The sequence below is a fragment of the uncultured Sphingomonas sp. genome, from assembly GCF_936927845.1.
Taxonomy (GTDB): Bacteria; Pseudomonadota; Alphaproteobacteria; order Sphingomonadales; family Sphingomonadaceae; genus Sphingomonas.
Window position 1 is genome coordinate 132,189 of the sequence record NZ_CAKZHV010000068.1, and the last position, 26,867, is coordinate 159,055.

25 protein-coding genes are annotated in these 26,867 nt (G+C 67.9%); 7 read left to right on the forward strand and 18 right to left on the reverse strand.

The features are described 5' to 3' along the window. Positions 1 to 5 precede the first annotated feature (5 nt). Both Q0579_RS16585 and Q0579_RS16590 read left to right on the forward strand, forming a co-directional pair. Positions 6 to 2,309, forward strand: a complete 2,304-nt coding sequence (locus Q0579_RS16585; protein WP_298814390.1) for a UvrD-helicase domain-containing protein — start codon at positions 6 to 8, stop codon at positions 2,307 to 2,309. A gap of 94 nt (positions 2,310 to 2,403) precedes the next feature. Further along, complete coding sequence (locus tag Q0579_RS16590) at positions 2,404 to 2,895, forward strand: hypothetical protein (RefSeq protein ID WP_298814393.1); 492 nt, start codon at positions 2,404 to 2,406, stop codon at positions 2,893 to 2,895. On the opposite strand, the gene Q0579_RS16595 is transcribed toward Q0579_RS16590, so the two are convergent. From Q0579_RS16595 to Q0579_RS16605, 3 genes are all read right to left on the reverse strand, one after another. Further along, a complete protein-coding gene (locus Q0579_RS16595; RefSeq protein WP_298814398.1) occupies positions 2,879 to 3,274 on the reverse strand; it encodes a hypothetical protein in 396 nt (131 codons plus the stop codon). The two genes, Q0579_RS16590 and Q0579_RS16595, sit on opposite strands and share 17 nt — an antisense overlap. After that, complete coding sequence (locus Q0579_RS16600; protein WP_298814401.1) at positions 3,271 to 3,615, reverse strand: hypothetical protein; 345 nt, start codon at positions 3,613 to 3,615, stop codon at positions 3,271 to 3,273. The genes Q0579_RS16595 and Q0579_RS16600 overlap by 4 nt, the downstream gene beginning before the upstream one ends. 85 nt (positions 3,616 to 3,700) lie before the next feature. Further along, a complete protein-coding gene (locus Q0579_RS16605; RefSeq protein ID WP_298814595.1) occupies positions 3,701 to 5,776 on the reverse strand; it encodes a prolyl oligopeptidase family serine peptidase in 2,076 nt (691 codons plus the stop codon). A gap of 113 nt (positions 5,777 to 5,889) precedes the next feature. Between Q0579_RS16605 and Q0579_RS16610 the strand changes: the two genes are divergently transcribed. After that, positions 5,890 to 7,311 carry an MFS transporter gene (locus tag Q0579_RS16610; protein WP_298814404.1) on the forward strand — a complete coding sequence of 474 codons (1,422 nt, stop codon included), beginning with the start codon at positions 5,890 to 5,892 and terminating at the stop codon, positions 7,309 to 7,311. 2 nt (positions 7,312 to 7,313) lie between these two features. On the opposite strand, the gene Q0579_RS16615 is transcribed toward Q0579_RS16610, so the two are convergent. The 6 genes from Q0579_RS16615 to Q0579_RS16640 form a co-directional block, all read right to left on the reverse strand. Beyond that, on the reverse strand, positions 7,314 to 7,649 hold the full coding sequence (locus tag Q0579_RS16615) for a DUF423 domain-containing protein (RefSeq protein ID WP_298814407.1): 336 nt from the start codon (positions 7,647 to 7,649) through the stop codon (positions 7,314 to 7,316). Continuing rightward, on the reverse strand, positions 7,646 to 9,433 hold the full coding sequence (locus Q0579_RS16620) for a cation:proton antiporter (RefSeq protein WP_298814409.1): 1,788 nt from the start codon (positions 9,431 to 9,433) through the stop codon (positions 7,646 to 7,648). Before Q0579_RS16620 ends, Q0579_RS16615 begins: the two co-directional genes overlap by 4 nt. Further along, positions 9,433 to 9,867 carry an iron-sulfur cluster assembly scaffold protein gene (locus Q0579_RS16625; protein ID WP_298814412.1) on the reverse strand — a complete coding sequence of 145 codons (435 nt, stop codon included), beginning with the start codon at positions 9,865 to 9,867 and terminating at the stop codon, positions 9,433 to 9,435. Before Q0579_RS16625 ends, Q0579_RS16620 begins: the two co-directional genes overlap by 1 nt. Next, positions 9,864 to 10,427: a CvpA family protein gene (locus Q0579_RS16630; RefSeq protein ID WP_298814415.1), complete on the reverse strand. Its 564-nt coding sequence runs from the start codon at positions 10,425 to 10,427 to the stop codon at positions 9,864 to 9,866. Before Q0579_RS16630 ends, Q0579_RS16625 begins: the two co-directional genes overlap by 4 nt. Before the next feature lie 33 nt (positions 10,428 to 10,460). Then, a complete protein-coding gene (gene radA, locus Q0579_RS16635) occupies positions 10,461 to 11,831 on the reverse strand; it encodes a DNA repair protein RadA (protein WP_298814418.1) in 1,371 nt (456 codons plus the stop codon). 76 nt (positions 11,832 to 11,907) lie between these two features. Next, positions 11,908 to 12,609, reverse strand: a complete 702-nt coding sequence (locus tag Q0579_RS16640) for a glutathione S-transferase N-terminal domain-containing protein (RefSeq protein ID WP_298814421.1) — start codon at positions 12,607 to 12,609, stop codon at positions 11,908 to 11,910. Positions 12,610 to 12,714: 105 nt separating this feature from the next. On the opposite strand from Q0579_RS16640, the gene Q0579_RS16645 reads away from it, so the two are divergent. Further along, a complete protein-coding gene (locus tag Q0579_RS16645; protein WP_298814424.1) occupies positions 12,715 to 13,368 on the forward strand; it encodes a hypothetical protein in 654 nt (217 codons plus the stop codon). Positions 13,369 to 13,412: 44 nt separating this feature from the next. On the opposite strand, the gene alaS is transcribed toward Q0579_RS16645, so the two are convergent. From alaS to Q0579_RS16670, 5 genes are all read right to left on the reverse strand, one after another. Next, positions 13,413 to 16,076, reverse strand: a complete 2,664-nt coding sequence (gene alaS / locus Q0579_RS16650) for an alanine--tRNA ligase (RefSeq protein WP_298814427.1) — start codon at positions 16,074 to 16,076, stop codon at positions 13,413 to 13,415. A gap of 74 nt (positions 16,077 to 16,150) precedes the next feature. Continuing rightward, positions 16,151 to 17,635 (reverse strand): Ppx/GppA family phosphatase, encoded by a 1,485-nt coding sequence (locus Q0579_RS16655; protein WP_298814430.1) that lies wholly within the window; start codon positions 17,633 to 17,635, stop codon positions 16,151 to 16,153. Next, complete coding sequence (locus Q0579_RS16660; RefSeq protein ID WP_298814433.1) at positions 17,632 to 19,803, reverse strand: RNA degradosome polyphosphate kinase; 2,172 nt, start codon at positions 19,801 to 19,803, stop codon at positions 17,632 to 17,634. The genes Q0579_RS16655 and Q0579_RS16660 overlap by 4 nt, the downstream gene beginning before the upstream one ends. Further along, positions 19,800 to 20,459, reverse strand: a complete 660-nt coding sequence (locus tag Q0579_RS16665; RefSeq protein ID WP_298814435.1) for a chromosomal replication initiator DnaA — start codon at positions 20,457 to 20,459, stop codon at positions 19,800 to 19,802. The genes Q0579_RS16660 and Q0579_RS16665 overlap by 4 nt, the downstream gene beginning before the upstream one ends. Next, entirely contained in the window at positions 20,443 to 21,681 is a 1,239-nt protein-coding gene (locus Q0579_RS16670; protein WP_298814437.1) for a heavy-metal-associated domain-containing protein, read from the reverse strand. The genes Q0579_RS16665 and Q0579_RS16670 overlap by 17 nt, the downstream gene beginning before the upstream one ends. 61 nt (positions 21,682 to 21,742) lie before the next feature. Between Q0579_RS16670 and purM the strand changes: the two genes are divergently transcribed. Genes purM through Q0579_RS16685 form a run of 3 tightly spaced genes read left to right on the forward strand, consistent with a single transcriptional unit; the run spans position 21,743 to position 23,798 of the window. Continuing rightward, positions 21,743 to 22,867 (forward strand): phosphoribosylformylglycinamidine cyclo-ligase, encoded by a 1,125-nt coding sequence (gene purM / locus Q0579_RS16675; protein ID WP_298814438.1) that lies wholly within the window; start codon positions 21,743 to 21,745, stop codon positions 22,865 to 22,867. After that, entirely contained in the window at positions 22,864 to 23,427 is a 564-nt protein-coding gene (gene purN / locus Q0579_RS16680) for a phosphoribosylglycinamide formyltransferase (RefSeq protein ID WP_298814441.1), read from the forward strand. The genes purM and purN overlap by 4 nt, the downstream gene beginning before the upstream one ends. Continuing rightward, positions 23,424 to 23,798, forward strand: a complete 375-nt coding sequence (locus tag Q0579_RS16685) for an MmcQ/YjbR family DNA-binding protein (RefSeq protein WP_298814444.1) — start codon at positions 23,424 to 23,426, stop codon at positions 23,796 to 23,798. The genes purN and Q0579_RS16685 overlap by 4 nt, the downstream gene beginning before the upstream one ends. 9 nt (positions 23,799 to 23,807) lie before the next feature. Here Q0579_RS16685 and Q0579_RS16690 read toward each other — a convergent pair whose 3' ends face one another. The 4 genes from Q0579_RS16690 to Q0579_RS16705 all read right to left on the reverse strand — a co-directional run bounded on the left by Q0579_RS16690 (position 23,808) and on the right by Q0579_RS16705 (position 26,773). After that, complete coding sequence (locus tag Q0579_RS16690; protein WP_298814447.1) at positions 23,808 to 24,323, reverse strand: GNAT family N-acetyltransferase; 516 nt, start codon at positions 24,321 to 24,323, stop codon at positions 23,808 to 23,810. After that, complete coding sequence (ndk, locus tag Q0579_RS16695) at positions 24,323 to 24,745, reverse strand: nucleoside-diphosphate kinase (RefSeq protein ID WP_298814600.1); 423 nt, start codon at positions 24,743 to 24,745, stop codon at positions 24,323 to 24,325. The genes Q0579_RS16690 and ndk overlap by 1 nt, the downstream gene beginning before the upstream one ends. A 116-nt stretch (positions 24,746 to 24,861) precedes the next feature. Then, positions 24,862 to 25,302 (reverse strand): DNA polymerase III subunit chi, encoded by a 441-nt coding sequence (locus Q0579_RS16700; protein ID WP_298814448.1) that lies wholly within the window; start codon positions 25,300 to 25,302, stop codon positions 24,862 to 24,864. A gap of 16 nt (positions 25,303 to 25,318) precedes the next feature. Next, positions 25,319 to 26,773, reverse strand: coding sequence for a leucyl aminopeptidase (locus Q0579_RS16705; RefSeq protein ID WP_298814449.1), 1,455 nt, complete (start codon positions 26,771 to 26,773; stop codon positions 25,319 to 25,321). Between the last annotated feature and the right edge of the window lie 94 nt (positions 26,774 to 26,867).

The window sequence follows — 26,867 nt, forward strand, 5'->3', positions numbered from 1 at the left end:
ACCTCGTGACCGATACGCAGATTGCTGAACCGCCCTATTTATCCGGGCTCAACGCGCCGCAGCGCAACGCGGTGCTGACCACCGACGGCCCGGTACTCGTCCTGGCGGGCGCGGGCACCGGCAAGACCGCGGCATTGACCGCGCGCCTCGCGCATCTGCTCTATACGCGTCGCGCCTGGCCGTCGGAGATCCTGTCGGTCACCTTCACCAACAAGGCCGCGCGCGAGATGCGCGAGCGTGTCGGCCGGCTCGTCGGCGACGCGGTGGAGGGGATGCCGTGGCTCGGCACATTCCACGCGATCGGCGCCAAGATGCTGCGCCGCCATGCCGAACTGGTCGGGCTGCAATCCAATTTCACCATTCTCGATACCGACGACCAGCTCCGCCTGCTCAAGCAGTTGATCGTTGCCGCCGATATCGACGAGAAACGCTTTCCCGCCCGCAGCCTTGCCGGGCTGATCGACGAGTGGAAGAACAAGGGCCTGACCCCGCGCGAGATCGACGCGGGCGAGAGCGAGCGCTACGCCAACGGCCGCGGCGGCGAGCTGTATGAGCAGTATCAGGCGCGGTTGAAGGCGGTGAACGCCTGCGATTTCGGCGACCTGCTGCTCCACGTCCTGACCATCCTGAAAAGCAATCGTGAGGCGCTGGAGCAATATCAGCAGCGCTTCCGCTACATCATGGTGGACGAGTATCAGGACACCAACTCGGTCCAATACCTCTGGCTGCGCCTGCTCGCGCAGGAGCGGCGCAACATCTGCTGCGTCGGCGACGACGACCAGTCGATCTACTCGTGGCGCGGCGCGCAGGTCGAGAATATCCTCAAGTTCGAGAAGGATTTCCCCGGCGCCAAGGTGATCCGGCTCGAACAGAATTACCGCTCCACCCCGCACATCCTCGGCGCGGCCTCGGGCGTGATCGCGAACAACGGCGGGCGGCTCGGCAAGCAGCTCTGGACCGAGCTCGATGCCGGCGAGAAGGTGCGCGTCATCGGCGTGTGGGACGGCCCCGAAGAGGCACGCCGCGTCTCCGACGAGGTGGAATCGTGCCAGCGTGCGGGCAAGAGCCTCGACGACGTCGCCATCCTCGTGCGCGCGCAGCACCAGACACGCGAGTTCGAAGACCGCTTCATCTCGGTCGGCCTGCCCTACCGCATCGTCGGCGGCTTCCGCTTCTACGAGCGCGCGGAGATCCGCGACGCGCTCGCCTATTTGCGCATCGTCAACCAGCCCGCCGACGACCTCGCGTTCGAGCGGATCGTCAACGTGCCCAAGCGCGGGTTGGGCGACAAGGCGGTGGCGAAGCTCCATCAGCTCGCGCGTGCCGAGGGGCTGCCGCTCAGTCTCGCCGCCGCGCGCATCCTCGACAGTGACGAGCTGACGCCGCAGGCGCGCAAGTCGCTCGGCCGTTTCGTCGGCGACGTTGCGCGCTGGCGCGACATGGCGCGCGACCTGCCGCATCCCGAACTCGCCCGGCAATTGCTCGATGAGAGCGGCTACACCGCGATGCTCCAGGCCGAGAAGACGACCGAGGCCGCCGGGCGACTGGAGAACCTGTCCGAGCTCGTCCGCGCGATGGAGGAGTATGAGGATCTCGGCGCGTTCCTCGAACACGTCAGCCTCGTCATGGATAACGAGGCGACGCGCGAGGACCCCAAGATCACGATCATGACGATCCATGCCGCCAAGGGGCTGGAATATGACACCGTGTTCCTCGTCGGCTGGGAAGAGGGGCTGTTTCCGTCGCAGCGCGCACTCGATGAGGGCGGGACGCGCAGCCTGGAGGAGGAGCGCCGCTTGGCTTACGTCGCGATCACGCGCGCGCGACGCCGGGCAGTCATCTTCCACGCCGCCAACCGCCGCATCTACGGCCAGTGGACCAGCTCGATCCCGTCGCGTTTCGTCGGCGAGCTGCCGCAGGATCACATCGATAGCGAAACCACGATGTCGGGTGGCGAGAGCCTGTGGCGTGCGAACTGGACCGAGCGCGCCGATCCGTTCGCCGATGTGTCGCGCGGCACCGGCCGCGGTCCCGGCTGGCAACGCGCCGCCGGCACGCTCGGTGCCAAGCCTGGCGGCGAGTGGACCAGCCGTACCTTCACCCGCGAGCCCGCCCGTGTAGTCGAGAGCCGCGCGAGCGCGGTCAGCATCGGCAACAAGGGACGTAGCGACCTTTCGCTCGGTCAGCGCGTGTTTCACCAGAAGTTCGGCTACGGTTCGATCGCGGAGATCGAGGGCAACAAGCTCGAGATCGATTTCGAGCAGGCCGGGCGCAAGCGCGTGATGGACAGCTTCGTCTCGATCACCTGAGCCGTTCCGGCCGGCATAATCCCGCTTCGGGCTTTATTTCAGTCGTGCGCATCCCGTCGCACGTCACCTACGTTGTGGGCGACGGAGGTGCCGCATGTCCGAGACTGCCGAGAAGTCCGATCCAAAGCTATGGGAAAAGGTCAAGGACGAGATCACCGCCGGCGCAAAGGGCGGGAAGAAGGGCCAATGGTCCGCGCGCAAGGCGCAGATGGCGGTTCAGGAGTATAAGAAGCGCGGCGGCGGTTATGTCGGCGAGCAGGACGAGCACAATTCGCTCCACGAATGGACCGAGGAGGATTGGGGCACCAAATCGGGCAAGGAGAGCGGCAAGACCGGCGAGCGTTATCTGCCGAAGAAGGCACGCGAGAAGCTGAGCGACGAGGACTATCAGCGCACCACCGCGAAGAAGCGCGCCGACACCAAGAAGGGCAAACAATTCTCAGCCCAGCCCAAGGACGTCGCCGACAAGACCCGCTCGGCACGCGACCACCGGACCAAGGCGGAGCTCTACGCAGAGGCGAAGAAGCGCGATATTCCCGGACGATCGACGATGTCGAAAGAAGAGTTGCTCAGCGCGCTGACCTGACACGCACAGCGCCGCTCGCCCACAGCGCCCACCAGAGAATGAGCGGCTGCAATGCGAGCCGCGGTGCGTGATACCAGAGCGGCAGCCCCGTGCCGTGCGACAGATCCTGCATTGCGTGCTGGACGTTGGCGGGCCAGACGCACAAGGCGTAAGCGGCGAGCGCCCAGCCGGCCAAGCGACGGAATCGGTGGGTGGTCAGCGCAACCGCACCGATCAACTCGCAGATGCCGGTCGCGAGCACGACCAAGCGCGGCTGCGGTACCCACCCAGGCACGATCCGCACCATCGCCTGCGTGAAATAGAGATGGCCGATCCCGGCAAGCCCGTAGAAGCCGATGAGGAGCCATCGCCCGACCCGCCGGGCCGTCGTCTCGCTCACTGCTCGATCGCGAGCAGCGTCACTCCGTCGTACTTGCCGTCCTTCGCATCGAACAGCGCGCTTGCCGCGAAACGCCGGGGCGTGACGCGCAGCCCGGTCAGCCCGGTCAGCTTGAACGCGCCGATCTTCGCCTCGCGCGGCGGCTGACCGTCACGTTCGAGGGTCAGCGCGTCGAGGTAGATTTCGCCATGCTTGGTGTAGACGATATGCGGCGCGAGCGTCACCGCGCCGCGATTGTAACTGGCCGCGATCGCCTGCTGCTTCACGATGGCTTCGAACACGAGCGGCATCGTGTCCGGAATAGCCGCAACGGGGCGATCCTCACTGATGGTCAACGTCATTCACCTATCATAGCCGCACTCGCTGCGGTGCAGCAAGAACGTGCGACGAAACGGCGGGTTTCCGCCGCTCGCCGCACGGTGTCGATCATTTCGCCGCCGGCGGCACCATCAGCTTCTGCGCGAAATAGGTCATCTGCAGCGCGTTGAGCCGTGCGCCCTGCTCGATGTCGGCATCGCCCGAGTGACCGCCGGCGGTGTCCTCGTAGAACAGGTAGGGCAGTCCATATTCCTTCATTCGCGCGGCGAATTTGCGCGCGTGCTGCGGGCCGACGCGATCGTCCTTGGTCGTCGTCCAGATGTACGGCTCGGGATAGGTCACGCCGCGCTTGAGGTTCTGGTACGGCGAGATCTTCTGGAGAAACGCGCGCTCCTCGGGCACGCTCACCGAACCATATTCGTCGACCCACGACGCGCCCGCCGCGATCTGTTCGTAGCGAATCATGTCGAGCAGCGGCACCTGGATCGTCACCGCCCTCCACATGTCGGGGTGCTGGTTGAACTCGACCCCCATCAGCAGGCCGCCATTCGAGCCACCGTAGATACCGAGCTTCGCCGGACTGGTGAGCCGCCGCGCGAACAGGTCGCGCGCGACCGCGGCGAAATCGTCGTAGATGATCTGACGTTTGGTCTTGCGTCCCGCATCGTGCCATGCCGGACCGAACTCGCCACCACCGCGGATGTTGGCGAGCACATAGGCGCCGCCGCGCTCCAGCCACAGCTTGCCCGTAAGTGCGGCGTAGCTGGGTGTCATCGATGACTGGAAACCGCCGTACGCCGTCATGAGCGTCGGCGTGCTGCCGTCGAGTGGCGCGTTCCGGGCACGGACGACGAAATAGGGGATCTTCGTCCCGTCGCTCGATACCGCCTCGAACTGTTCGGACACGAGCCCGGACGCATCGAAGCGCGCGGGCAGCGCCTTCACCTGCTGCGGCGCGGCGGTGCCGTTCGCCGACGCCGACCACAAGGTCGTGGGAGCAAGGAAACTGGTGACGGTCAGATAGGCGTCGTCGCTGTGATCGGTCGCGCTCGCGACGCCGACCGACGCATTGTCGGGCAAGGCGAGCTGGCGCTGCGTCCACCCGCCCGCGCCGTGCGTGAACACGATCGCGCGGCCGCGCACGTTGTCGTACACGCTGGCGATCACGTGACCGCGCGTGGTGGTCACGCGGTCGACCGACTGACGCGGGGTCGGCGCGAAGACGAGCTGCGGCGTGAAGCGGCCCTTCACCACCTCACCGAGCGGGGCCGAGGCGATGGCGCCTGCGGGGATCGCGCCCCAGGGATCGCTCGTCTCGAAGATGACGTGCCCGTCGACCATGCCGCTCGCGAACGTGCGGGCGGGTACGTCGAGCTTCACCAGCTTGCCGTCATGCTCGACCAACGTCTCGCCGCCGAAGAAGGTCGGGCGGCGCTGCACCATGACGACGCGGTTGCCCGACCCATCCTCCATCACCATGCCGTAGGTGCCGAGCTGGTCTTCGGGCTTGCCGCGATAGATTTCCTCAGCCTGCGACAGCGGCTGGCCACGCTTCACGCGTTTGACGACGAAGGGGTAGCCCGAGCCGGTCATCGTACCCGGACCCCAATCGCGAGAAACGATCAGCGTGTCGGCATCGATCCAGTCGGCACCCTGCTTCGAGGTCGGCAGATTGAAACCGTTCGCCACGAACGCGCCGGTTTCCAGATCGAACTCGCGGTAGGTCACCGCGTCCTCGCCGCCCTCCGACAGCGCCACCAGGCAGCGACGCTCGTCCGGTTCGAGGCAGGTCAGCCCCTTCCAAACCCATTTCTTGTTCTCGGTCCGGCTGAGCGCGTCGAGGTCAAGCGCGATCGTCCAGGCCGGCTCGCTCGCGGCATAGCCCTGCTTGGTCGTCCAGCGCAGCACACCCTGCGGATGATCGGCGTCGCGCCAGAAATTATAGAGGCGGCCGTGCAGTTGCATCGGCATCGCGATCCGGTCCTTCGCCGACGCGATCGCCAGCGCCTCGGCGTAGAATTGCTTGTAACGGGGATCGTTCTGCAGCCGCGGCAGCGTGCGCGCATTTTCCGCCGCTACCCAGGCGAGCGGCTTCGCCCCGTCCTTGTCCTCCAGCCAGATGTAGGGATCGTCATTCTGGACGGCGGGGGTCGAGGCGGGCGTGGCCGCGGCAGGTTTCGTCATCGGCTTGTTGTGGGTGGTCGCCTGGGCGGCCGCAACCATTGCGAGGGAAAGCAGGATCATTCAGTGCTCCGTACAGCTTGGCACCATTGTGACGCTGCGGCATTGGCAGGGCAATGGAGCGTAATCCCCCTGTCCCCGAGCAGCCCGACGGTTTGCCGACACCCCGGCGTTTCGCCGCGATCGCGGCGCTGTGCTTCGGTACCGCGCTGGTTATCATCGATGGCGGCGTGGCGAACGTCGCCTTGCCGACGATCGCGCGCGACCTAGGGGTCACCTCCAGCTCGGTCGTCTCGATCGTCACGGTCTATCAGTTGATGCTCGTCATGCTGATGCTGCCGTTCGCGGGGCTTGGCGAGCGGATCGGGCTGAAGCGCATGTACCAGCTTGGCCAGTTGATCTTCACCGTCGCGACCTTGCTATGCTTTTCCGCCAAAAGCCTGCCGTTCCTGCTGGTGGTGCGCGCGGCGCAGGCGATCGGCGCGGCGGGCGCGCTGGCGGTGGCGAGCGCGCTGATCCGCCAGACCTATCCGACGAAGCAACTGGGCCGCGGGCTCGGCATCAATTCGGTGATCGTGTCGAGCTCGGCCGCGGCGGCGCCGACGATCGGTGGCCTCGTGCTCGCGGTGGCGCCGTGGCCATGGGTGTTCGCCAGCGCGATTCCGTTCGCGATCGGCTCGCTCGTGCTCGGACGCGCGCTGCCCAACCCGCCGCCGCGCGACCGCCACTTCGATCTTGCCGGTGCGGTGATGTGCGCGGCGATGTTCGGTTTGGTGATCGGTGGGCTGGAGAGCGCGGTCCACGGGGACAGCCCGGTGGTGTCGGGCGCCATCGTGCTGCTGGGTATCGTCGTCGGCGTTTATTTCGTCCGGCGCGAGCGCGGTGCGGAGAGCCCGATCCTGCCGATCGACCTGCTCGGCCGCCCGGTGATCGCGCTGTCGGCGATCGGTGCATTCACAGCGTTCACTGCTTCGATGACCTTGCTGCTGTCGACGCCGTTCCGGCTCACCCACGCTTATGGCTTCTCGGCCGCGGAGGTCGGCGCGGCGATCGCACCGTGGCCGCTGACCAACATGATCGTCGCGCCGCTCGCCGGCTGGTTGTCCGACCGCGTGCCCGCTGGCCTGCTCGGCGGGATCGGGATGGCGATCTCGATCACCGCGCTCGCGCTCCTCGCCTATATGCCGGCCGACCCTAGCTATTTCGACATTGCATGGCGCATGGCGCTGTGCGGATCGGGGTTCGGCACGTTCCTGCCGCCCAATGCACGCCTGATCATCGGATCCGCCCCGCGCGAGCGCGCAGCGGCGGCGGGCGGGCTGGTCAGCACGGTGCGGCTGGTGGGGCAGACGACCGGCGCGACGCTGGTTGCGGCGCTACTCGCATTCGGCGTCGGCGCGAGCAGCACGCCGCCGCTGGTCGCCGCGGGGTTGGCGCTGGTCGCGGGCCTGTGCAGCCTCGCGCGGTTACGCCCGTCGATCCGCAACCCGCAGCGCAGCGAGACGCAGGACGTCCAACCCGCCTCACCGGTGCGTTGATCTCAGCCGCCGCGCGCCGCGATCCAGGCGAGCCACAGCCATCCGGCGATCAGCACGGTGCCCCCGATCGGCGTGATCGCGCCGAACCAGCGCGGCGCACCCACTGCCATCAGGTACAACGTGCCCGCGAAGATCGCGCTTCCCGTGACGAACAGCCAGCCGGGTCCGCGCGCGTCGAGCCGCATCGTGACCAGTGCAGCGACCGCGTGGATGAGCTGGTACTGCCCGCCGGTCTTCAGCCACTCGGCCGCCTCACCACTCGCGCCATGTGCGCCGAAGGCGCCCGCGCCGACGGCGAGCCCGCCCGACAGCGCCGCAAGAAGCATCAGCAGGTTCATGTCACCACTCCGGTGCCGGGATTGATCGGCGTCGTATCGCGCTCTGTCTGCGTGATGATCCGTTCGCGCGCGGCGCGGATGTCGCCCGCCTCGATCTGCAACCGCAAGCGCTCACGATCGCGCGAGCGGTACATGTCCTCGGCGCGGTCGATCTCCTCGGTCGAGATGTGCAGTCCCTGCATCGCGAGCCGTGCCATCTTCACCGCCGACTCGAGCACTTCGCGCACGACGTAGCGCGCCGGACCGTTCTTGAGCTTGATCAGCGCGCGCCGGTCGAAAGCACGGACGTACACCGCGGCGTTCGGGAACGCCTCATGCACGCTTTCCAGCCAGTCGGCGTCGATCTGGTCGCCATCCATGCAGAAGAGGATCAGCTCGGCCTCAGATGCGCCGGCCTGCCGCAGCAGATCGAGCCGGGTGCCGTCGCCGAAATAGACCTTCGCACCGAACTCCGCCGCCACATCGATCATCTCGATGTCGCTGTCGATCAGCGTGACTGGCACGCCGCTCGCCATCAGCATCTGCGCCACCGTTTGCCCGAAGCGGCCGTAGCCGACGATCAGCGCGTTGGCACCATCAGCCTTGGGCCCGTCGCGCTCGCCGTGCGAGTCGATCGGGGCTTCGCGGAACGCGCGCGTCGCCATCATCAGGAAGGGCGTAGTCGCCATCGAGAGCGTGATGACCGCGCCGAACAGGCTCGCCGCCTCGGGCGCGATCAGCAGGCCGGACTGCGCCTGCCCGAGCAGGACGAAGCCGAACTCGCCGCCTTGGCTGAGCAGCAGACCAAGCGCGAGCGCAGGCCGCCACGGCATGCGGAACGCGCGACCGATGAGGAAGATAACGGCGGCCTTGGTCGCGATCAGCGCCGCCGCCATGCCGGCGACGAAGAACGGTCGCTCGGCGATTGCCGACAGGTCGAGCATCATGCCGACCGCGAGAAAGAACAGCCCGAGCAGGATTGAGCGGAACGGTTCGACATCCGCCTCCAGCTCGTGCCGATAGGGGCTGTCGGCGAGCATCACCCCGGCGACGAACGCGCCAAGCGCGGTCGATAGGCCAAGCAGTTCCATCAACGCGGCCGAGGCGATGACGGTGAACAGCGCGGCGAAGACGAACATCTCGCGCTCGCCCAGATTGCCGATCCAGCGGAACAGCGGCGCCAGCACGAAACGCCCGGCCGCGATCAACCCCGCGACCGCCAGCACCGTGTAGAGCGCGAGCAGCCAACCCGAGGGCCCGCCGACCTGCGCCGGGTTCCGGCTCATCGCGGCAATGATGGTGATCATCGGGATGATCGACAGGTCCTGGAACAGCAGGATCGAAAAGGCGCGCTCCCCGAACGGCGTGCGCAGCCGCCCGGCCGATTGCAGCATCGGCAGCACCTGCGCGGTCGACGACAAAGCGAGCGGCATGCCGAGAGCAAGTGCCGCCGGCACCGAAAAGTGGGCGACCAGCGCGAGGATCGCGGTGATGGCCGCTCCGCAGGCGAGCACCTGGAGCGTGCCGAGCGCGAAAATGTCTTCCTTCAACCGCCACAATTTCGCCGGGCTCAGCTCCAGCCCGACGATGAACAACAGCATCGTGATGCCGAGCTCGGCGAAACCGAGCTTCGCCTCTGCATCACCGACGAGGCCCAGGACGTGCGGGCCGACCACCGCACCGGCGACGAGGTAGCCGAGCGTCGCACCCAGCCCCAAGCGACGGAACAGCAGAACGAAGGCGAGCGCGAAACCGAGCAGGATGAAGCCGTCGCGCAGCAGCGAACCGTCGGCGGCGTGCTCCATCAACGCGCCGCCCGCGCGGCCGCCTGCTCCGCGGCCTCCGCAGCGGCTTCGAACGCGAGCCGGATGGAAGGGTGGCGCGCGGTGAGTTTCAGGCCGGGCGTGAAGATGTCGATGCCGGGCCACGCCGGTACCCCGCCATCGCCCGCCAGCCACGCAGTCAGTTCGTCGCGCGCCGCCGCGAGATCGGCCGGCGTCCGCCCGATCGCGTGCTGCGCGAGGAGCGTGGATGATGCCTGTCCGAGCAGGCAGGCGCGCACCAATGTACCCAGCCTGACAACGCGACCTTCCTCGTCCAGCTCGACGTCGACGGTGACGCGGCTGCCGCAAATCGGCGACCGTTTCTCCGCCGACGCGGCGCCGTCCGGCAGCCGATCGGGAAAGGGATTGCCGAGCGCGAGCGCGGAGATCTCGGGCGTGTATAGGTCGAGGCTCACGGCGTATCGGTTCCGTTATCTTGCGGGACGCGCTGCCAGCGCGGCGAGAACAGCGGCTTGCCGCGGCGACGACGGTCGACCACGTCGGCGATCGACGCGCTGGTGGCGCTCAGCAGCGGGTAAGTACGGGCCTGGACGATCCACGCTGGTCGCCGCGACGGACCACCGCCGAGCAGATCGAGCACCAGCACGATCAACAGGAATGCCAAGCTGGCGAAGATCAAGCCCTTCAACGCCCCGAACCCGAAGCCGAGCGCGCGATCGATCGGCCCCAGCACCGAGGTACGCGTCCGCGCGCTGACTGCGTTCACGACGATGCGGCTGAGCAGATAGGTACCGCCCGTCAGGATCGCGAAGGCGAGCACCGTCGCGCCGGACGGCGTACCGATCGTGGGTGCAAGCGCGCGCGACAGCGGCAGATGGAAGATCTTGAGCGCGAAGATCATCGCGACCCAGGCGAACAGCGCCAGCACCTCCGCCACGAAGCCGCGCTTGGCGCCGAGCAGCGCAGTCGCGGCGACGAGCAACAGGACGACGATGTCGAGGGCGTGCAGGTTCATTGCGCCCTAGATACGGATTGCCGCCGCGGGCGACTAGCCCCGCCCGAGCATGTGGTCGACGAAGCGGCCAAGGTTGCGAAAGCTGGACAGCTGCACCGCGCCGCCTTCGGCAACGCCCGACGGCACCATCGCGCGCGTGAAGCCGAGCTTGCCCGCCTCCTTCAAGCGCAGCGGCGCGTGCGCCACCGGCCTAATTTCCCCCGACAGCGCGATCTCGCCGAACGCGACGCCGTCGGAGGCGACCGGCCGCTCGCTGAGCGCCGAGATCAGCGCCGCCGCCACCGCCAGATCGGCCGCGGGATCCTGCACGCGATACCCACCGGCGACGTTCAGATACACTTCGCAGGTCGAGAAGCTCAGCCCGCATCGCGCCTCCAGCACCGCCAGGATCATCGCCAACCGCCCTGAATCCCAGCCGACCACCGCGCGCCGGGGCGTCGCCCCGCTTGCCAGCCGCACCACCAGTGCCTGTATCTCGACCAGCACCGGGCGCGTGCCCTCCAGCGCGGGGAACACGATCGATCCCGTTACACTCTCGTCGCGCTGCGTCAGGAACAGGCTCGAGGGGTTTGCGACCTCGACCAGCCCCTCGCCCGCCATTGCGAACACGCCGATCTCGTCGGTGCCGCCGAAGCGGTTCTTGATCGCGCGCAGGATGCGATATTGGTGGCTGCGCTCGCCCTCGAAGCTCAGCACGGTGTCGACCATATGTTCGAGCACGCGCGGACCCGCGATCGATCCATCCTTGGTGACGTGCCCGACGAGCACGACCGCGGTGCCGCGTTCCTTGGCGAAGCGGATCAGTTCCTGCGCGGTCGCGCGCACCTGGCTGACGGTGCCCGGCGCGCCTTCGATCAGGTCGGAGTGCATCGTCTGGATCGAGTCGATCACCAGCAGCGCGGGCGGTGTTCCCTGCCCCAGCGTTGTCAAGATATCGCGCGTCGAGGTGGCGGCGGCGAGCTGCACCGGCGCGTCTCCCAGCCCCAATCGCTGCGCGCGCAGACGGACCTGGTCGGCCGCTTCCTCGCCCGAGACATAGGCGACGCTGCGCCCGCTGCGCGCCAACCGGGCGGCAGCCTGGAGCAGCAAAGTCGACTTGCCGACGCCCGGGTCGCCGCCGATCAGCGTCGCCGATCCCGCAACCAGCCCGCCACCCAATGCACGATCGAGCTCGGCGATGCCGAAGATCATCCGCTCGGGCAGCGCGATCTCGGCGTCGAGCTTGACCAGCGTCAGAGCACGACCGCCCGATTGCAGATTATGCTTCGCCTGAAACGGCGTGACGACCGCCGCCGCTTCCTCCACCAGCGTGTTCCACTCGCTGCAATCGGCACACTGGCCCTGCCAGCGGTGCGACACCGACCCACACGACTGACACACGTAGCGACGTTGAGCTTTAGCCATCATTGCCGCGTAGCATATGCGGAACGGGAGGGGAACAAAGGAGCGCTAGTGTCAGATACGGCAACGCCCGCTTGGATCAGCCCTTCGACGGGATCGCCAGCCCGCGCTGCACCGCCGGACGCGCCAAGCCGCGTTCGAGCCAAGCCGACACATTCCCGAAATTCGCGAAGCCGACCAGATCACCTGCCATGTAGAAATCGCGTAGCGCCCGCACCCAGCCGAGCATCGCGATGTCGGCGATGGAATAATCACCGACGAACCATTCACGACCATCGAGTGCGCGATCCATCACGCCCAGCAAGCGCCTGCTTTCATCGGCGTAGCGGTCGCGCGGACGCTTGTCCTCCCAATCCTTGCCGGCGAATTTGTGGAAGAAGCCGAGCTGCCCGAACATCGGACCCACGCCCCCCATCTGGAACATGACCCAGGAGATCGCCTTCCAGCGCGCCGCAGCGTCGCGTGGCAGCAAGCGGCCGGTCTTTTCCGCCAAATAGAGCAGGATGGCGCCGCTTTCGAAGATACCGATCGCCTCGCCGCCGGGCCCCGCGGGATCGATGATCGCGGGGATCTTGCCGTTGGGATTGAGCGAGACGAACGCGTCCGATTTCTGATCGTTCGCGGCGAAATCGATCAGATGCGCCTCATAGGGCAGTTCCGTCTCTTCCAGCATGATCGACGCCTTCACCCCGTTGGGCGTGTTGAGCGAGTAAAGCTGGATGCGGTCCGGATGCCGTGCGGGCCAGCGGTGGGTGATCGCGAAATCGGATAGTTGCGTCATGCCGCGCCAACGGCGGGACGAGGCGCGCGTTCCGTTCATCTGCCAGTCGGAACCCGTTCGTTACGCTCTCGTTTCCTAACCGTCATCAACCGCGAGAGAGCAAACATGAAGCGTTACGAGATACTCGCCGCCGTCGCGGCGGCAGCCCTGGTTCCCGCCGTCGCCCAGGCGCAGACGGCACCCGCTGCCGGTGCCCAAGCATCGGCAACTGCCACCGTCACCACCGGCGCGACCGTTTACGATACCAGCGGCGGCGTGGTCGGCACCGTCGCCAGCACCGACGGCACCAATGCAGTGATCGACACCGGCACCAACAAGGCAGCGGTTCCGCTCACCTCACTCGGCAAGGGCGCGCAGGGCCCCGTGCTCGCCATGACCAAGGCGCAGCTCGATGCCGCGGCCAGCGCGCAGCAGCAGCAGGCGAGCGCCGCTTTCCGCTCACAGCTCGTGACGGGAGCGAGCGTATACGGGACGGGGGGCGCCAAGCTCGGCACGATCAAGGCGATCGATGCAAGCAGCGTGACGCTGACCACCGATCAGGGTGACGCGAAGCTGCCGATCACGGGGTTCGGCCCGGGTCCGCAGGGTGTGACGATCGGCATGACCGCAGCCCAGCTTTCGTCGGCAATGGGCGCGGCTGCACCCGCGGCAGGGGCGAACACGGCCGCGGATGCGACGGCAACGACGCCGGCCGCAACCAGCGAGACGTCCACCACCACGACGACGACCTCGACCAAGAAGACCAAGCCGCGGAAGTAACGTGGCCGATCATCCCGCCTGCGCCAACGCGCGGGCGGGTATAATCACCCCCCCTGCAGCGCGGTTCGGACTGCCGCAATCGCGGCCTCAGCATCGGCGCCTCTCGGTCCACCGCCCTGCGCCATGTCGGGGCGACCGCCGCCACCCTGACCGCCGAGTGCCTGCACCCCGCGCTTGACGAGGTCGACCGCGTTGAAGCGCGACACCAGGTCGGGAGTCACCCCGACCGCGATCGTCGCCTTGCCGTCGTTCACCGCCACGATCGCGACGACGCCCGAGCCGAGCTGTTGGCGTGCGTCGTCGACCGCACCGCGCAAGCCTTTGGCCTCGAACCCGTCGAGTACCTGCGCCGCAAAGGTGACATCGCCGATCATCTCGGGTCCGGCCGCATCCTTCGCCCCGCCGCCGAGCGCCAACGCCTTTTTGGCGTCGGCGAGTTCGCGTTCCAGCCGCCGCCGCTCGTCGAGCAGCGCCGCGACGCGCGCCGGCACTTCGTCGGGCGTGGTGCGCAGCGTCGCGGCTGCCTCGCGCAGCTTCTCGTCGCGAGCGCTCAGATACTGCCGCGCGGCCTCGCCGGTCAGCGCCTCGACGCGGCGGACGCCCGATGACACCGCGCTCTCGCCGACGACCTTGAACAGGCCGATATCGCCCAGCGCCTTCGCGTGCGTACCGCCGCACAATTCGATCGAGTAGGTTTTGCCCTCCTCGTCGGTCCCCATCGAGACGACACGTACCTCGTCGCCGTATTTCTCGCCGAACAGCGCCATTGCGCCCATCGCGATCGCTTCGTCCGGGCTCATCAGCCGCGTCTCGACGCTGCCGTTGCCGCGAATTTGCGCGTTCACCGCCGCCTCGACGTCGGAGAGTTCGGCCGGTGCCATCGCGGTCGAGTGCGACACGTCGAAGCGCAAACGATCGGGCGCGACGAGGCTGCCCTTCTGCGCGACATGCGTGCCGAGTCGGTTCCTCAACGCCTCGTGCAGCAGGTGCGTCGCGGAGTGGTTGGCGCGAATGGCATCGCGCCGCGCCACATCGATCGCGAGCCGCACCGTGTCGCCGACCTTGATCTCACCCACCTCGACGCGTGCGTGATGGACGAACAGCTTGCCGAGTTGCTTCGACGTGTCAGTGACGATCGCGGCAAGCCCGTTCTCGCTCGAGAGGTTGCCGGCGTCGCCCACCTGTCCGCCGCTCTCGCCGTAGAAGGGGGTCTGGTTGACGATCACGTCGACCTGCTCGCCCGCGCCCACCTGCTCGACGCGGTGACCGTCCTTGATCAGCGCGAGCACGACGCCCTCGCCGCTGTCGCTCGTGTAGCCGGTGAACTCGGTCGCGCCGACTTCCTCGGCCAGGTCGAACCACAGGTCGTCGGAGGCCTTCGCGCCCGACCCCTTCCACGCGGCACGCGCGGCACGCTTCTGCTCGGCCATTGCGCTGTCGAAGCCGGCGCGGTCGACCTGCAACCCTTGCGCCCGCAACGCATCTTCGGTCAGGTCGTAGGGAAAGCCGTACGTGTCGTAGAGCTTGAACGCGGTTTCGCCCGCGAGCGTGTCGCCCTGCCCCATACCCGCCGTCGCCTCGTCGAGCAGCCGCAGCCCCTTGTCCAGCGTCTGGCGGAAGCGCGTTTCCTCCTGGCGCAAGGTCGCCTCGATCAGCGGCTGCGCGCGCACGAGCTCGGGGTAAGCGGCACCCATCTCGGCGACCAGCGCGGGGACGAGCCGGTACATCAGCGGCTCCCCACCATCTCCCTTGGCCCCGCCCAGCAGGTGCGCGTGGCGCATCGCACGGCGCATGATCCGGCGCAGCACGTATCCGCGGCCCTCGTTCGCCGGCAGCACACCGTCGGCGATGAGGAAGCCCGAGCAGCGCAGGTGGTCGGCGATGACGCGGTGGCTCGCCTGATTGTCACCGCTCGTCGCGGTGTGGGTCAGCGCTCCGCTCGCCGCGATCAATGCCTTGAACGTGTCGGTGTCGTAATTGTCATGGACGCCCTGCATCACCGCTGCGACGCGTTCGAGGCCCATGCCGGTGTCGATCGAGGGGCGCGGCAGGTCGCCGGTGATCTGGTCGGACTCCTGCACGAACTGCATGAACACGAGGTTCCAGATCTCGACGAAGCGGTCGCCGTCCTCGTCCGGGCTGCCCGGAGGACCTCCGGCGATATGATCGCCGTGGTCGTAGAAGATCTCGGAACACGGGCCGCATGGTCCGTCCGAACCCATCGCCCAGAAATTGTCCTTTGTGGCGATGCGGATGATCTTGTGGTCGGGCAGCCCCGCGATCTTCTTCCACAGCTCGAACGCCTGGTCGTCGGTGTGGTAAACGGTCGCCGTCAGCTTGTCGGCGGGCAGGCCCCATTCTTTCGTCAGCAGCGTCCAGGCGTGGGTAATCGCCTGTTCCTTGAAGTAATCGCCGAACGAGAAATTGCCGAGCATTTCGAAGAAGGTGTGATGGCGCGCGGTATAGCCGACATTGTCAAGGTCGTTGTGCTTGCCGCCCGCGCGGACGCATTTCTGCGCGCTGGTCGCGGTCGTGTAGGGCCGCGTTTCCAGACCGGTGAAGACGTTCTTGAACGGAACCATGCCCGCGTTGACGAACATCAGCGTCGGGTCGTTCTGCGGCACCAGCGGTGCCGAGGGCACGACCTGATGGCCGTTGGCGCCGAAATAATCCAGAAAGCTGCGGCGAAGATCGTTGGTCGAGGTCATGGCCTGCGGCTTAATGGCGAGAAAGCGCGCTGCCTAGCGCTTCGTCGCGACCGCAACGACTTCGTGTCGGCCGCTCAGCTGCTCGCGTTGCTCACCGGGGTCCGGCCGAGCGCTGCCGCGAGCGAGGCATGCCGCTTGGCGACTGCGTCACCGTAGAGCGCGCGATCAGCCTCATCCACATCGAGGCGCAACGTGTCAGCCTCGATCGCCAGTCGAGAGCGGCGCAGCGGCTCGGCCACGCCCGCGCTCAACCGCTGGCCGAGCCGGATCGCGTGACCCCATGTCACCGCGCGCCGCAGCGTGCCTTCCGAGGCGAGTGGCGCTAGTACCTCTGGCGTTGCCGCTGCCCCGCCAAGCGCGGTCCACAACGCCTGTGCCATCATCGCGCGCCCGCGCCCGTCGACGCCGACCCAATTGCCATGCAGCGCGATCTCCATGCCACGTTCGGCACGAAATTCGGGGTTTGCGCGCCAGCCGACGTCGGCAAGCTGGCAGGCAGCGTTGCGCAGGCGTGCTTCGGCGGGCTTGTCATCGCCGAACAGCGGCGAGATCCAGCGGTCGAGCAGATCGCCGTGTTCGGGAAAACGCCCGGACAGCCGCCCCTCGTCGCGCGTGGCGACAATCAGCGGGTCCTGCGCGCGATCGGCGGGGTCCAGTTCCTCGAACAACAATCCTTCGCGCAGGCCGAAGGCGGAGACGATCGTGCCGCTGCTTTTCAGATGCTTGATGAGGACCGACAGCAGCGCCGCGGCATCCGACAGCGTCGGGATGCGCCCGCTCGACAGGCCGGGCACTTCCTTCAACTGCGGCTTGCCGACGTGCGATAAGGTACGGCGCAGGCTTGCGATCGTGTCCGCCGACATGGCATATTGATGGATGATCGGCAGCGGATAACGCGCGCGGTGCATCGCGAGCCGCGCCAGCCCGCGCCACGAACCGCCCACCAGGTACAAAGGCAGGTTCTTGCCCGCGCCGATCCAGCCGGCGTCGCGCAGCAGCGCCTCGACCCGGCGAGCGAGCCGTCCGCGCTCGCGCAGCGGCGGCAGGCGCAGCACGCCGAGCGGAAAGGATATGCGCTCCGCCAGGGCACCTTTGCGGATGTGCACCAATTCAAGGCTGCCACCACCCAGATCACCGACGATGCCCTCCGCGCCGGGGATACCCGAGAGGACGCCGTAACCGGCAGCGGCGGCTTCCTCTTCGCCCGACAGGATCTCGACGCTGAGCCCGGCTTGCTCGGCGAGCGCGATCAGCGCCGCGCCGTTACTGGCGTCGCGCACCGCAGCGGTGGCGACGGTGCGGACCCGACTGACCTCCATCGCCCGCGTCAGCGCGGCGAAGCGGCACAGTGCAGCGCCCGCCGACGCCATTGCACCGGCATCGATCGCACCGCTTGCCGCCAGGCTGCGCCCCAGCCCGGCGAGAACCTTTTCATTGAACAAGGTCGACGGTAGCCGAGCCGGACCCTGGTAGACGACGAGACGGATCGAGTTGGAGCCGATGTCGATAATCGCGGTGCGCGGCGCATCCGCGCTCGGCGGGTCGATGGCGCGGCTCACGAACGACGTCGCAGTTTGAGCGTCGGCACCTCGCCGCCTTCTTCCAATGCGGCACCGCGACCCGAAAGCGACGGATTGGTCATGAAATAACGGTGGAGATTGAAGGGGCGGTCGCCGGTCGCGATGCGCGTGTAGCTGCCGTCGGCGTTCAGCTCCCAACTCTGTTCGTTGTCGATCAGATTGGCGACCATGACCTGGTCGAGCACCTGATCGTGCACCGTTTCATTCTCGATCGGCAGCAGATACTCCACCCGGCGATCGAAGTTGCGCGGCATCCAGTCGGCGGACGAAATGTACACGCGCGCGCCGTCGTTGGGGAGCGCGGCGCCGTTGCCGAACGCCGCGATCCGGCTGTGCTCGAGAAAGCGGCCAACGATCGAGAACACGCGGATATTGTCGGAAAGACCGGCGACGCCGGGGCGCAGGCAGCAGATGCCGCGGATGATTAGGTCGATCTCGACCCCCGCGCCGCTCGCCTCGTACAATTTCTCGATGATCGCGGGATCGACCAGGCTGTTCATCTTGGCCCAGATCGATCCCGTGCGACCGGCGCGCGCGTGCGCGATCTCGCGGTCGATGTCGGCGAGGAGCCGTTCGCGCAACGAGCGCGGGCTGAGCACCACCGCCTCCATCCCCTCGGGCTCGACGTAGCCGGTGATGTAGTTGAACATCCGCGCGGCATCGCGCCCCAGCCGCGGATCGGCGGTGAAGAAGCTCAGGTCGGTGTAGATGCGCGCGGTGACCGGATGATAGTTGCCGGTGCCGAAATGGCAGTAGGTGCGGAACTGCGCACCTTCGCGCCGCACCACCATTGCCACCTTGGCGTGTGTCTTCCAGTCGATAAAGCCGTAGACGACCTGCACGCCGGCGCGCTCCAGCGCGCTTGCCCATTGGAGGTTCTGTTCTTCGTCGAAACGGGCCTTCAACTCGACCACCGCGGTCACCGATTTGCCCGCCTCGGCCGCCGCGATCAGCGCGTTGATAACCGCGGACTGTTTGCCGGCGCGGTAGAGCGTCTGCTTGATCGCGACCACGTCGGGGTCGTTCGCCGCCTGTTTCAGAAAGGCGAGCACGACGTCGAACGTCTCGTATGGGTGGTGGACGATGATGTCCTTGGCGCGGATCGCGGCGAAGCAGTCACCGCCGAACTCGCGGATGCGCTCGGGAAAACGCGGCGTGAACGGCGTGAATTTCAGGTCCGGGCGATCCTCGTCGGCGAGCAGTGCCAGATCGCCGATGCCGAGGAACGCCCCGCTCTCGGTCACCAGCGTGTCCGACCCGCCGAGTTCCTCGCGCAGCACGGAGGCGAGCGTCTCGCTCATGCCCGTCTCCAGTTCCAGCCGGATCACGCGCCCGCGCCGACGCCGTTTGATCGCGTTGGCGAAATAGCGGACGAGGTCCTCGGCCTCTTCCTCGATCTCGATGTCGCTGTCGCGCAGCACACGGAATTCGGCGGCGCCGAGAACGTCATAGCCGGGGAACATCAGGTTGCTGAACCGCTTGAGCAGCGATTCGACCGCGATGTAGCGCGCACCCTCGCCCGGCAGACGCACGAAGCGCGGCATGGCGTTGGGCAGCATGACCAGTTCGCGGATCGGCTCCTTGTCGGAGCGGCGGACGAGATCGAACATGACCGCCATGCCCTTGTTGGGCAGGAACGGGAACGGGTGCGCGGGGTCGAGCGCCTGTGGCGTGATGACGGGGAACAGCTGTTCCTTGACGTGCGTCTCCAGCCACGCCTGCTCCTCGAGCCCGAGCGCGGTGTCGATCGCGTGACTGCCGATGACGCGGATGCCGGCCTCCGCCAGCGCGTAGCGGATGTCGCGCCACACCGATTGCTGGCTGACCATCAACGCGTCCGCCTCGACGGTGATCGCAGCGAGCTGCTGCCCCGGTGTCAGGCCGTCGGCCGAACGGAGTTCGACCTCCTGCGACTGCTGCCCCTTCAACCCGGCGACGCGGACCATGAAGAATTCGTCGAGATTGTCGCCCGAGATAGCGAGAAAGCGCAACCGCTCGAGCAGCGGGTGCGCGCTGTTGCACGCCTCGTCCAGCACACGACGATTAAACGCCAGCCACGACAATTCGCGATTGAAGAACCGCTCGGCAGCGACCTTCTCGAACGGATCATCGTCGCGCTCGCGCTGGACATGGGCGGGCCGGGTCATGCGGTGGTCGGGTCCTCTGCAGCGCCGAACAGCGCGGACAGCAGGTCGCGCGCGAGCGGAATGGTGACGCGCCGACGCCCGGACAGCGCGGCTTGTTCCAGCCCATCGAGCATCTGCGCGACAGCCTGATGACGACGCGGCAACCTTGGCACCAGCCAGTCGATCAGGTCGTCACGCGCGTCCAGCCGGCGCCGCGCAGAGCCGCGTTCGAGGAGCGCGCGCACCAGCGCCTCGTCAGGCGCACCAATCTGCGCCACCGGGCTCGCCGCCAAACGCGTGCGCAGGTCGGGCAAGGCGACCGACCAGGCGGGTGCCGCAGCCGCTGCGACCAGCAGCAGCGGGGTTTGCGTCGCCTGCGCGTCGTTCCAGGCATGGAACAGCGATTGCTCATCGACCAGATCGGCGTCGTCGATCACGCGCCCGCCCGATTGCGCCGCAAACACCTGCGCCAACAAGGTACGGCCCGACCCCGGCGGTCCGACCAGCAACGCCGTACGAACCGGCCAGTCACGCCATTGCTGCAGTAGCTGCACGGCGTGACGGTTGGAGTCGGTTACCAGGAACTCGACATCCCGCGCGTCATCCGGCCAGGCGAGCGGCAACGGGAATTGTATCGCGGTCGGCTCACCCGCTGCCACGTCACCCTGCAAGCGCATTGTCGGGCTGAAGATCGGGCGGCAGCAGTTGCGGCGCGCGGCGGATCCGCAGCGTGGTGCCGCCGCCGAACACCTGCCAACCGCGTGCCTCAAGCCCGGCGCGCAGATTGGCAGGATCACCGGCGAACGCGACCGTCATCAGCGACACGCCGCCCAAGGCCAGGCTGCTGGTGGTAGCACTGCGCACGCCGGGCACGCCGCGCAGCGCGTTCTCGGTGCTGGTCACCGCACCCGCGTCGGGCGTCTCGACCTGCACGATGACGGTCGACACCGTCTGCGCCGCCGTGTCCGCGCCATCGTCGAGCGAGGTGTCGGTGATCACCGGCGTCTCGGCCTCGGTCGCCGCTGCGGGCTGGTTCAGCCCAGGGTCGGCGCGCAGATATCCGCCCCGCGCCGCCGACTGGTAGATGTCATCCATCCGCTTGACCCCGGCATCGAGGAGCGCCGGCAACGCAGACGCGTTTTCCGCGCGCAGGGCAAAGCGCGACAGGAGACGGTTGTCGGGACCGTGGCGTGCCTCGAACTCGCCGATCACCGGGCCCCCCGGCCATTGCCGCCGAAGTCGGACGACCGGGATCAGCACGTCGTTGCCGCCGTAAAGGTCGAGCACCTTGCGCCACCAGCCGCGCGCGGGGCGCTCGGTCTGGCCGACGTTGAGCAGCAACGGGTCGGCGCCGTTGCCGGGCGGACGGATATAGTCGATCTCGCTGGTAGAGGTGCGGAACCGCGCCCAGGCCTCCTGCCAAGCGGTGCGCTGCTCGAACACGCCGCCGACGCCGCCCGACCACACGACCGGCACCACCACGAGCGGGGGCGTGCGCGACACGTAGCTGCTGATGCCGAGCAGCCCCGCGGTGCGCGCGCGGTCGAACAGCACACCCAGTTGCGCGATATACCGGTTCGGGCCGATCTGTTCGTTGCCGACCACGATCGCGGTGACGAGCGAATCGAGCGTGCCATCGGGCACCAGCCCACCGCCGCCGCCCAGCCGGCGCGACAATTGCACCCACGCCTTTCGCTGCGCCTCGCGCCAGCCGGCGAGCCGCGCCGCCTGCGCGTTCGGCCCCGACGTGTCGACGCTGACGCTGCCGACCTCGTAATCGTTCGAGCTGTCGACCGCCGCGACGCCGCGGTCCCCGCCCTCGATCTGCGCCAGCGCACCCGCGCCGAGCACGACGGCACCGGTGGCCGCGGCGATGGCGAGGAACGGACGGCTACGCATCGGCGCCTTTTGGCGAAGCGGGCGTGGAAATCCAAGCGCGTTGTGGCTAGGCGCATCGGCCATGACCGACGAACCCAGCGCCAACAGCTCTGCAACGCCAGCCGGCGGCTATACCTACGCCGACGCGGGCGTCTCGATCTCGGCGGGCAACGCGCTCGTCCGCGCGATCGCGCCGCTCGCTCGCTCGACCCGGCGCAAGGGTGCGGACGCCGACCTCGGCGGGTTCGGCGGGTTGTTCGACCTGAAAGCGGCGGGCTTCACGGATCCGCTGCTGGTTGCCGCCAACGACGGTGTCGGCACCAAGCTGAAGCTCGCGATCGAGCACGACCGGCACGAAGGCGTGGGGGTCGACCTAGTCGCGATGTGCGTCAACGACCTGATCGTGCAGGGTGCGGAGCCGCTGTTCTTTCTCGACTATTACGCGAGCGGGCGGCTCGATCAGGGTATCGCGGAGCGGGTGATCGCGTCGATCGCGGAAGGATGCCGCCAGGCGGGCTGCGCGCTGATCGGCGGCGAGACGGCGGAAATGCCGGGGATGTACGCCGACGGCGACTATGATTTGGCAGGCTTCTGCGTCGGTGCGGTCGAGCGTGACCGGCTGCTCGACGGGCGCGGGATTGCGGCGGGTGACGTGATCCTCGGGCTCGCCTCGTCGGGGGTGCACTCGAACGGCTATTCACTGGTGCGCCGGCTCGCGGCCGACCGCGGATGGAAGCTCGATCGCCCGGCGATGTTCGACCAGGATCGCCTGCTGATCGACGCGTTGATGGCACCGACGCGTATCTATGTGGCGAGTCTGCTGCCGCTGCTGCGCGAAGGGCGGATCAAGGGGCTGGCGCACATCACCGGCGGCGGGCTGCTGGAGAACATTCCGCGTGTCCTTCCCCAAGGGACGCACGCGATGGTCGATGCGGACGCGTGGGAACAGCCGCGGCTAATGGCGTTCCTCCAGGCGCAGGGTGCGATCGAACCCGAGGAGATGGCGCGCACGTTCAACTGCGGGATCGGCATGGCGGTTGTCGTCGACGCCGACGAAGCGGACGGCGTGACGCGGGCGCTGGAGGCCGCGGGCGAAACCGTGTTCCGTATTGGCCGTATCGAGGCGGGCGAGCGCGGCTGCACCGTGACGGGCAGCACCGAGACGTGGAGCGCGCGCGGCGACTGGCGCGCGACGCATCACGCATGAGCGGGCCCGCCAAAGTCGCGGTGCTGATTTCGGGACGCGGCTCCAACATGCAGGCGCTCGCCGAGGCGGCTGGCGACGCGTATGAGATCGTCGTGGTCGCCTCCGACAAGCCCGATGCGCCGGGGCTCGCCTGGGCGATCCAGCACGGGCTGCCGACCTTTGCGCTGTCGCCAAAGGGCATCGGCAAACCGGTGTTCGAAGCCGCGCTTGACGGCGCGCTGCGCGAGGCGGGCGCGGAGTGGATCGCGCTCGCGGGCTATATGCGGCTGTTGTCGGACGAGTTCGTCGCCAAATGGCGCGGGCGGATCGTCAACATTCATCCTTCGCTGCTGCCCAAGTACAAGGGGCTGGACACCCACGCGCGCGCGATCGACGCGGGCGACGCGGCAGGCGGCTGCTCGGTCCATGTCGTGACCGAGGAGCTCGACGGCGGCGAAGTGCTCGGGCAGCGCGAGGTCGCTATCCTGCCCGGCGACACGCCCGAGACGCTGGCCGAGCGCGTGCTGGCGGCGGAACATCAACTCTACCCGGCCGTACTGAAGGAGTTCGTGCGTCGATGAGCGAGATGCAAGGGAACGAGGCGGTCGACCGCGTCCGCGAGATCGCGCTGCTGCTGCCCGAGAGCGAGGAGCGCGAGAGCCACGGCCAGCCGACCTTCTTCGTCGCGGGCAAACAGTTCGCGCAACTGCGCGTCGATCACCACGGCGACGGGCTGATGGTCGTGTGCGTGCGCACCAGCGGCACCGACGAGCAGGCGATGCTGATCGAGGCTGCGCCCGACACGTATCGCAAACCGGCCTATCTCGGCACGTCGGGTTGGGCCAGCATCGATCTTGGCAAGGAGGTCGACTGGACGCTAATCGAGGATCGCATCGCGCGCAGTTGGGAGCTGAGCGCGCCGGCCGGCCTGCTCGAAGCCGGCGGGCGCTAGGCGCCGCCGTTAGAGGTCGCGCGCGAACACCAGATCGTCGTGCCACGTCGCGCCGACGAGGAAACGTCGCTCGCCGATCACCGACAGGCCTTGCTTGGTGTAGAAACGGTGCGCGCGGACGTTGCCGCCGTAGACGCCGAGCAGCAGGCGGCGGTGCCCGCTTGCCCGCGCATCCTCGACCGCACGCTGCATCAGCGCGGGACCGAGCCCCTGCCCGTGCGTCGGCGCGAGCGCGTAGATGCGTTTGAGTTCGATATCGCCTGCGCGCGGCTCGACCGGCAGATCGGGCGTGGTCAGTAACGTATAGCCGAGCGGTGCGGCGCCCTGCTCGGCTTCCGCGAGCGTCGCGATCGCGCCAGCGCCGATGTAGCTCGCGAACGCCTCGGCGCTGCTGTTGCGCGCGACGTGCGCGACGATGTCCGCGCCGTCGAGAACACCCGCGAACGCTTCCAGAAAGGTCGCGCCCGCGACGAGCGAGAGGATCGCGGCATCATCCGCGCTCGCGCGTCGCAGGCGCCAGTTCATCAGCCGACGATCTCTTCCGGCTTGAAGAAATAGGCGATCTCGATCTCGGCATTCTCGTCCGAGTCCGAGCCGTGCACGGTGTTCGCCTCGATCGATTCGGCCAGTTCCTTGCGGATCGTGCCGGGCTCGGCGTTCGCGGGGTTGGTCGCGCCCATGATGTCGCGGTTGCGCTGCATCGCGTTCTCGCCCTCGAGCACCTGCACGACGACCGGACCCGAGATCATGAACTCGACCAGATCGTTGAAGAAGGGGCGCTCCTTGTGGACCGCGTAGAAGCCTTCGGCCTGCTCGCGGGTCATGTGGATGCGCTTCGATGCGACGACGCGGAGGCCCGCGTCCTCCAGCATCTTGGTGACCGCGCCGGTCAGGTTGCGACGCGTCGCGTCGGGCTTGATGATCGAAAAGGTACGGTTCGGGGCCATGACGGTCACGGGCTCCTGACAGATGTGATGGAAAGTGCGCGTCCCCTAGTCGGCGCCTCGGGCACGCGCAAGAACCCACGTCGGACGCACTGAGCCCCCGTCGCAGCCGCGAATGCCTAGGCCGCCTGTTCCCAGCGACCCGAGTCGCTCTGCTTCCAGTAACGCCGCTCAATCCCGTCGCGCGCGGCCAGCGCCTTCCACGCCGCGCGCGCATCGCCGATGCGATCGTCATCGAAGAAGTGGAAGGCGCGATCGAAGGCCAATGCGTCGTCGCGCCACTCGCCATCGGCCAGCGCCACGTTGCGCGCCTGGTTGGCGGGGGCAACATCGGGTGCGATCAGGACAGGCTGCCGCGCATCATGCTCGCCCCCCGCGACCCCGTGCGGCAGGAAGCTGTCGGGTGCGTAGGACCACAAGGTCTTGTCGAGCGCGGCGCGGCGCGCGGGGTCGGCCTCCACCACCAGCAATCGCCCGCCCTCGGCGAGGATGCGCTCCGCGATGCGGGGCAGCACGCGCTCGAGCGGGCTGGCGGTCAGGTGGTAGAAATCGACCTTCACGGGCGTGCGCCTTGCCTCAACCCTCGAGATTGTCGGCGACGAAGCGGTCGAGCACGCGCACGCCGTAGCCGGTCGCGCCCTTGCCCCAGGTCGCGCCGTCCTTCTCCGACCAGACCATGCCCGCGATGTCGAGGTGCGCCCATTTCACACCTTCGTCGACGAAGCGCTTGATGAACTGCGCCGCGGTGATCGAACCGCCGCCGCGCGGGCCGACGTTCTTCATGTCGGCGATCGCAGAATCGATCAGCTTGTCGTAGCCGTCCGCCAGCGGGAAGCGCCATAACAGGTCGCCGCTCGCACGCCCGGCCGCCAGGATTTGCTCGGCGAGCCCATCGTCGTTCGAGAACAGCCCGCCCATCTCGTTGCCAAGGCTGACGATCATCGCGCCGGTGAGCGTGGCGAGATCGATGATCTGCGCCGGCTTGTGCTCGCGCTGGACCCAGGTAATCGCGTCGCACAAGACCAGCCGGCCTTCGGCGTCGGTGTTGATGACCTCGACCGTCTGCCCCGACATCGTGGTGACGACGTCGCCGGGGCGCTGCGCATTACCGTCGGGCATATTCTCGACCAGGCCCATCACGCCGATGATGTTGGCCTTCGCTTTGCGGGCGGCGAGGCTGAGCATCGCGCCCGCGACTGCGCCGGCACCGCCCATGTCCCACTTCATGTCCTCCATGCCCGCAGCGGGCTTGATCGAGATGCCGCCGGTGTCGAACGTCACGCCCTTGCCGACCAGCGCAGTCAGCGGCGCGTCGGCCGCGCCACCGTTCCACTTGAGCGCGAGGATACGCGCCTCGCGCCGCGAGCCCTGGCTGACACCGAGCAGCGCGCCCATGCCGAGTTCGCGCATCTGCGGCTCGTCCAACACGGTGACTTCGAACCCGAGCCCGTCGACCGCCGCGGTCACGCGCTCGACGAAGCTTTCGGGGTAGAGGATGTTCGGCGGCAGCGTCGCGAGCGTCCGCGCGAGCCCCAGGCCCCGCGTCACCGCGTCACGGTCGTGCCATGCTGCGTCGACGTCACTCGCGTCGCTGACCACCACCAGCTCTTCGAGCGTCGGCTTCTGCTTGGCGGTCATGCGCGTGCGATATTCGTCGAAGCGCCAGCTGCGCTGCGATGCGCCGGCGGCGAACCGGGCGGCGCAGGCCGCATCGGCGCCCGACAAATCGGCGACGACCGTCGGTGCGCCCGCGGTGAGCAGCTTCGCTGCAAGTGCGCCGCCCGCGCGCTCATAGGCCGCATCGTCGCCGCTGCCGACACCCAGCAGCACGACGCGCTGCGTTCCCTGCGCCGCGGGCAGGAACACTTCCGCGCTCGTCCCGGGCTCGCCCTCGAAGCGCTGCCCCGACACGGCGCCCGTGACGAGCCCCCGATGCTCGGCGGCCAGCCCGGCGGGCTCCGCGCCCTTGCGCACCGCGAGCGCGAGCACCGCGGCGTCGGTCGGGCGAGTGGCGGCGAACGTGATCTTCATGGTCAACCTATTCCCTCATTCTCTGACGTGCCTGATAGGCACGTGCGTGCGCGCTGGCAAAGCGTTGCAGCAACGCGCGGGCGATGCGATAGGG

Coding starts and splice junctions, on each gene's coding strand:
- Q0579_RS16590 (WP_298814393.1), top strand. CDS start 2,404: ATGTCCGAGACTGCCGAGAAGTCCGATCCAAAGCTATGGGAAAAGGTC.
- Q0579_RS16600 (WP_298814401.1), bottom strand. CDS start 3,615: ATGACGTTGACCATCAGTGAGGATCGCCCCGTTGCGGCTATTCCGGAC.
- Q0579_RS16605 (WP_298814595.1), bottom strand. CDS start 5,776: ATGACGAAACCTGCCGCGGCCACGCCCGCCTCGACCCCCGCCGTCCAG.
- Q0579_RS16610 (WP_298814404.1), top strand. CDS start 5,890: ATGGAGCGTAATCCCCCTGTCCCCGAGCAGCCCGACGGTTTGCCGACA.
- Q0579_RS16615 (WP_298814407.1), bottom strand. CDS start 7,649: ATGAACCTGCTGATGCTTCTTGCGGCGCTGTCGGGCGGGCTCGCCGTC.
- Q0579_RS16620 (WP_298814409.1), bottom strand. CDS start 9,433: ATGGAGCACGCCGCCGACGGTTCGCTGCTGCGCGACGGCTTCATCCTG.
- Q0579_RS16630 (WP_298814415.1), bottom strand. CDS start 10,427: ATGAACCTGCACGCCCTCGACATCGTCGTCCTGTTGCTCGTCGCCGCG.
- radA (WP_298814418.1), bottom strand. CDS start 11,831: ATGGCTAAAGCTCAACGTCGCTACGTGTGTCAGTCGTGTGGGTCGGTG.
- Q0579_RS16640 (WP_298814421.1), bottom strand. CDS start 12,609: ATGACGCAACTATCCGATTTCGCGATCACCCACCGCTGGCCCGCACGG.
- Q0579_RS16645 (WP_298814424.1), top strand. CDS start 12,715: ATGAAGCGTTACGAGATACTCGCCGCCGTCGCGGCGGCAGCCCTGGTT.
- alaS (WP_298814427.1), bottom strand. CDS start 16,076: ATGACCTCGACCAACGATCTTCGCCGCAGCTTTCTGGATTATTTCGGC.
- Q0579_RS16660 (WP_298814433.1), bottom strand. CDS start 19,803: ATGACCCGGCCCGCCCATGTCCAGCGCGAGCGCGACGATGATCCGTTC.
- Q0579_RS16665 (WP_298814435.1), bottom strand. CDS start 20,459: ATGCGCTTGCAGGGTGACGTGGCAGCGGGTGAGCCGACCGCGATACAA.
- Q0579_RS16670 (WP_298814437.1), bottom strand. CDS start 21,681: ATGCGTAGCCGTCCGTTCCTCGCCATCGCCGCGGCCACCGGTGCCGTC.
- purM (WP_298814438.1), top strand. CDS start 21,743: ATGACCGACGAACCCAGCGCCAACAGCTCTGCAACGCCAGCCGGCGGC.
- purN (WP_298814441.1), top strand. CDS start 22,864: ATGAGCGGGCCCGCCAAAGTCGCGGTGCTGATTTCGGGACGCGGCTCC.
- Q0579_RS16685 (WP_298814444.1), top strand. CDS start 23,424: ATGAGCGAGATGCAAGGGAACGAGGCGGTCGACCGCGTCCGCGAGATC.
- Q0579_RS16690 (WP_298814447.1), bottom strand. CDS start 24,323: ATGAACTGGCGCCTGCGACGCGCGAGCGCGGATGATGCCGCGATCCTC.
- ndk (WP_298814600.1), bottom strand. CDS start 24,745: ATGGCCCCGAACCGTACCTTTTCGATCATCAAGCCCGACGCGACGCGT.
- Q0579_RS16705 (WP_298814449.1), bottom strand. CDS start 26,773: ATGAAGATCACGTTCGCCGCCACTCGCCCGACCGACGCCGCGGTGCTC.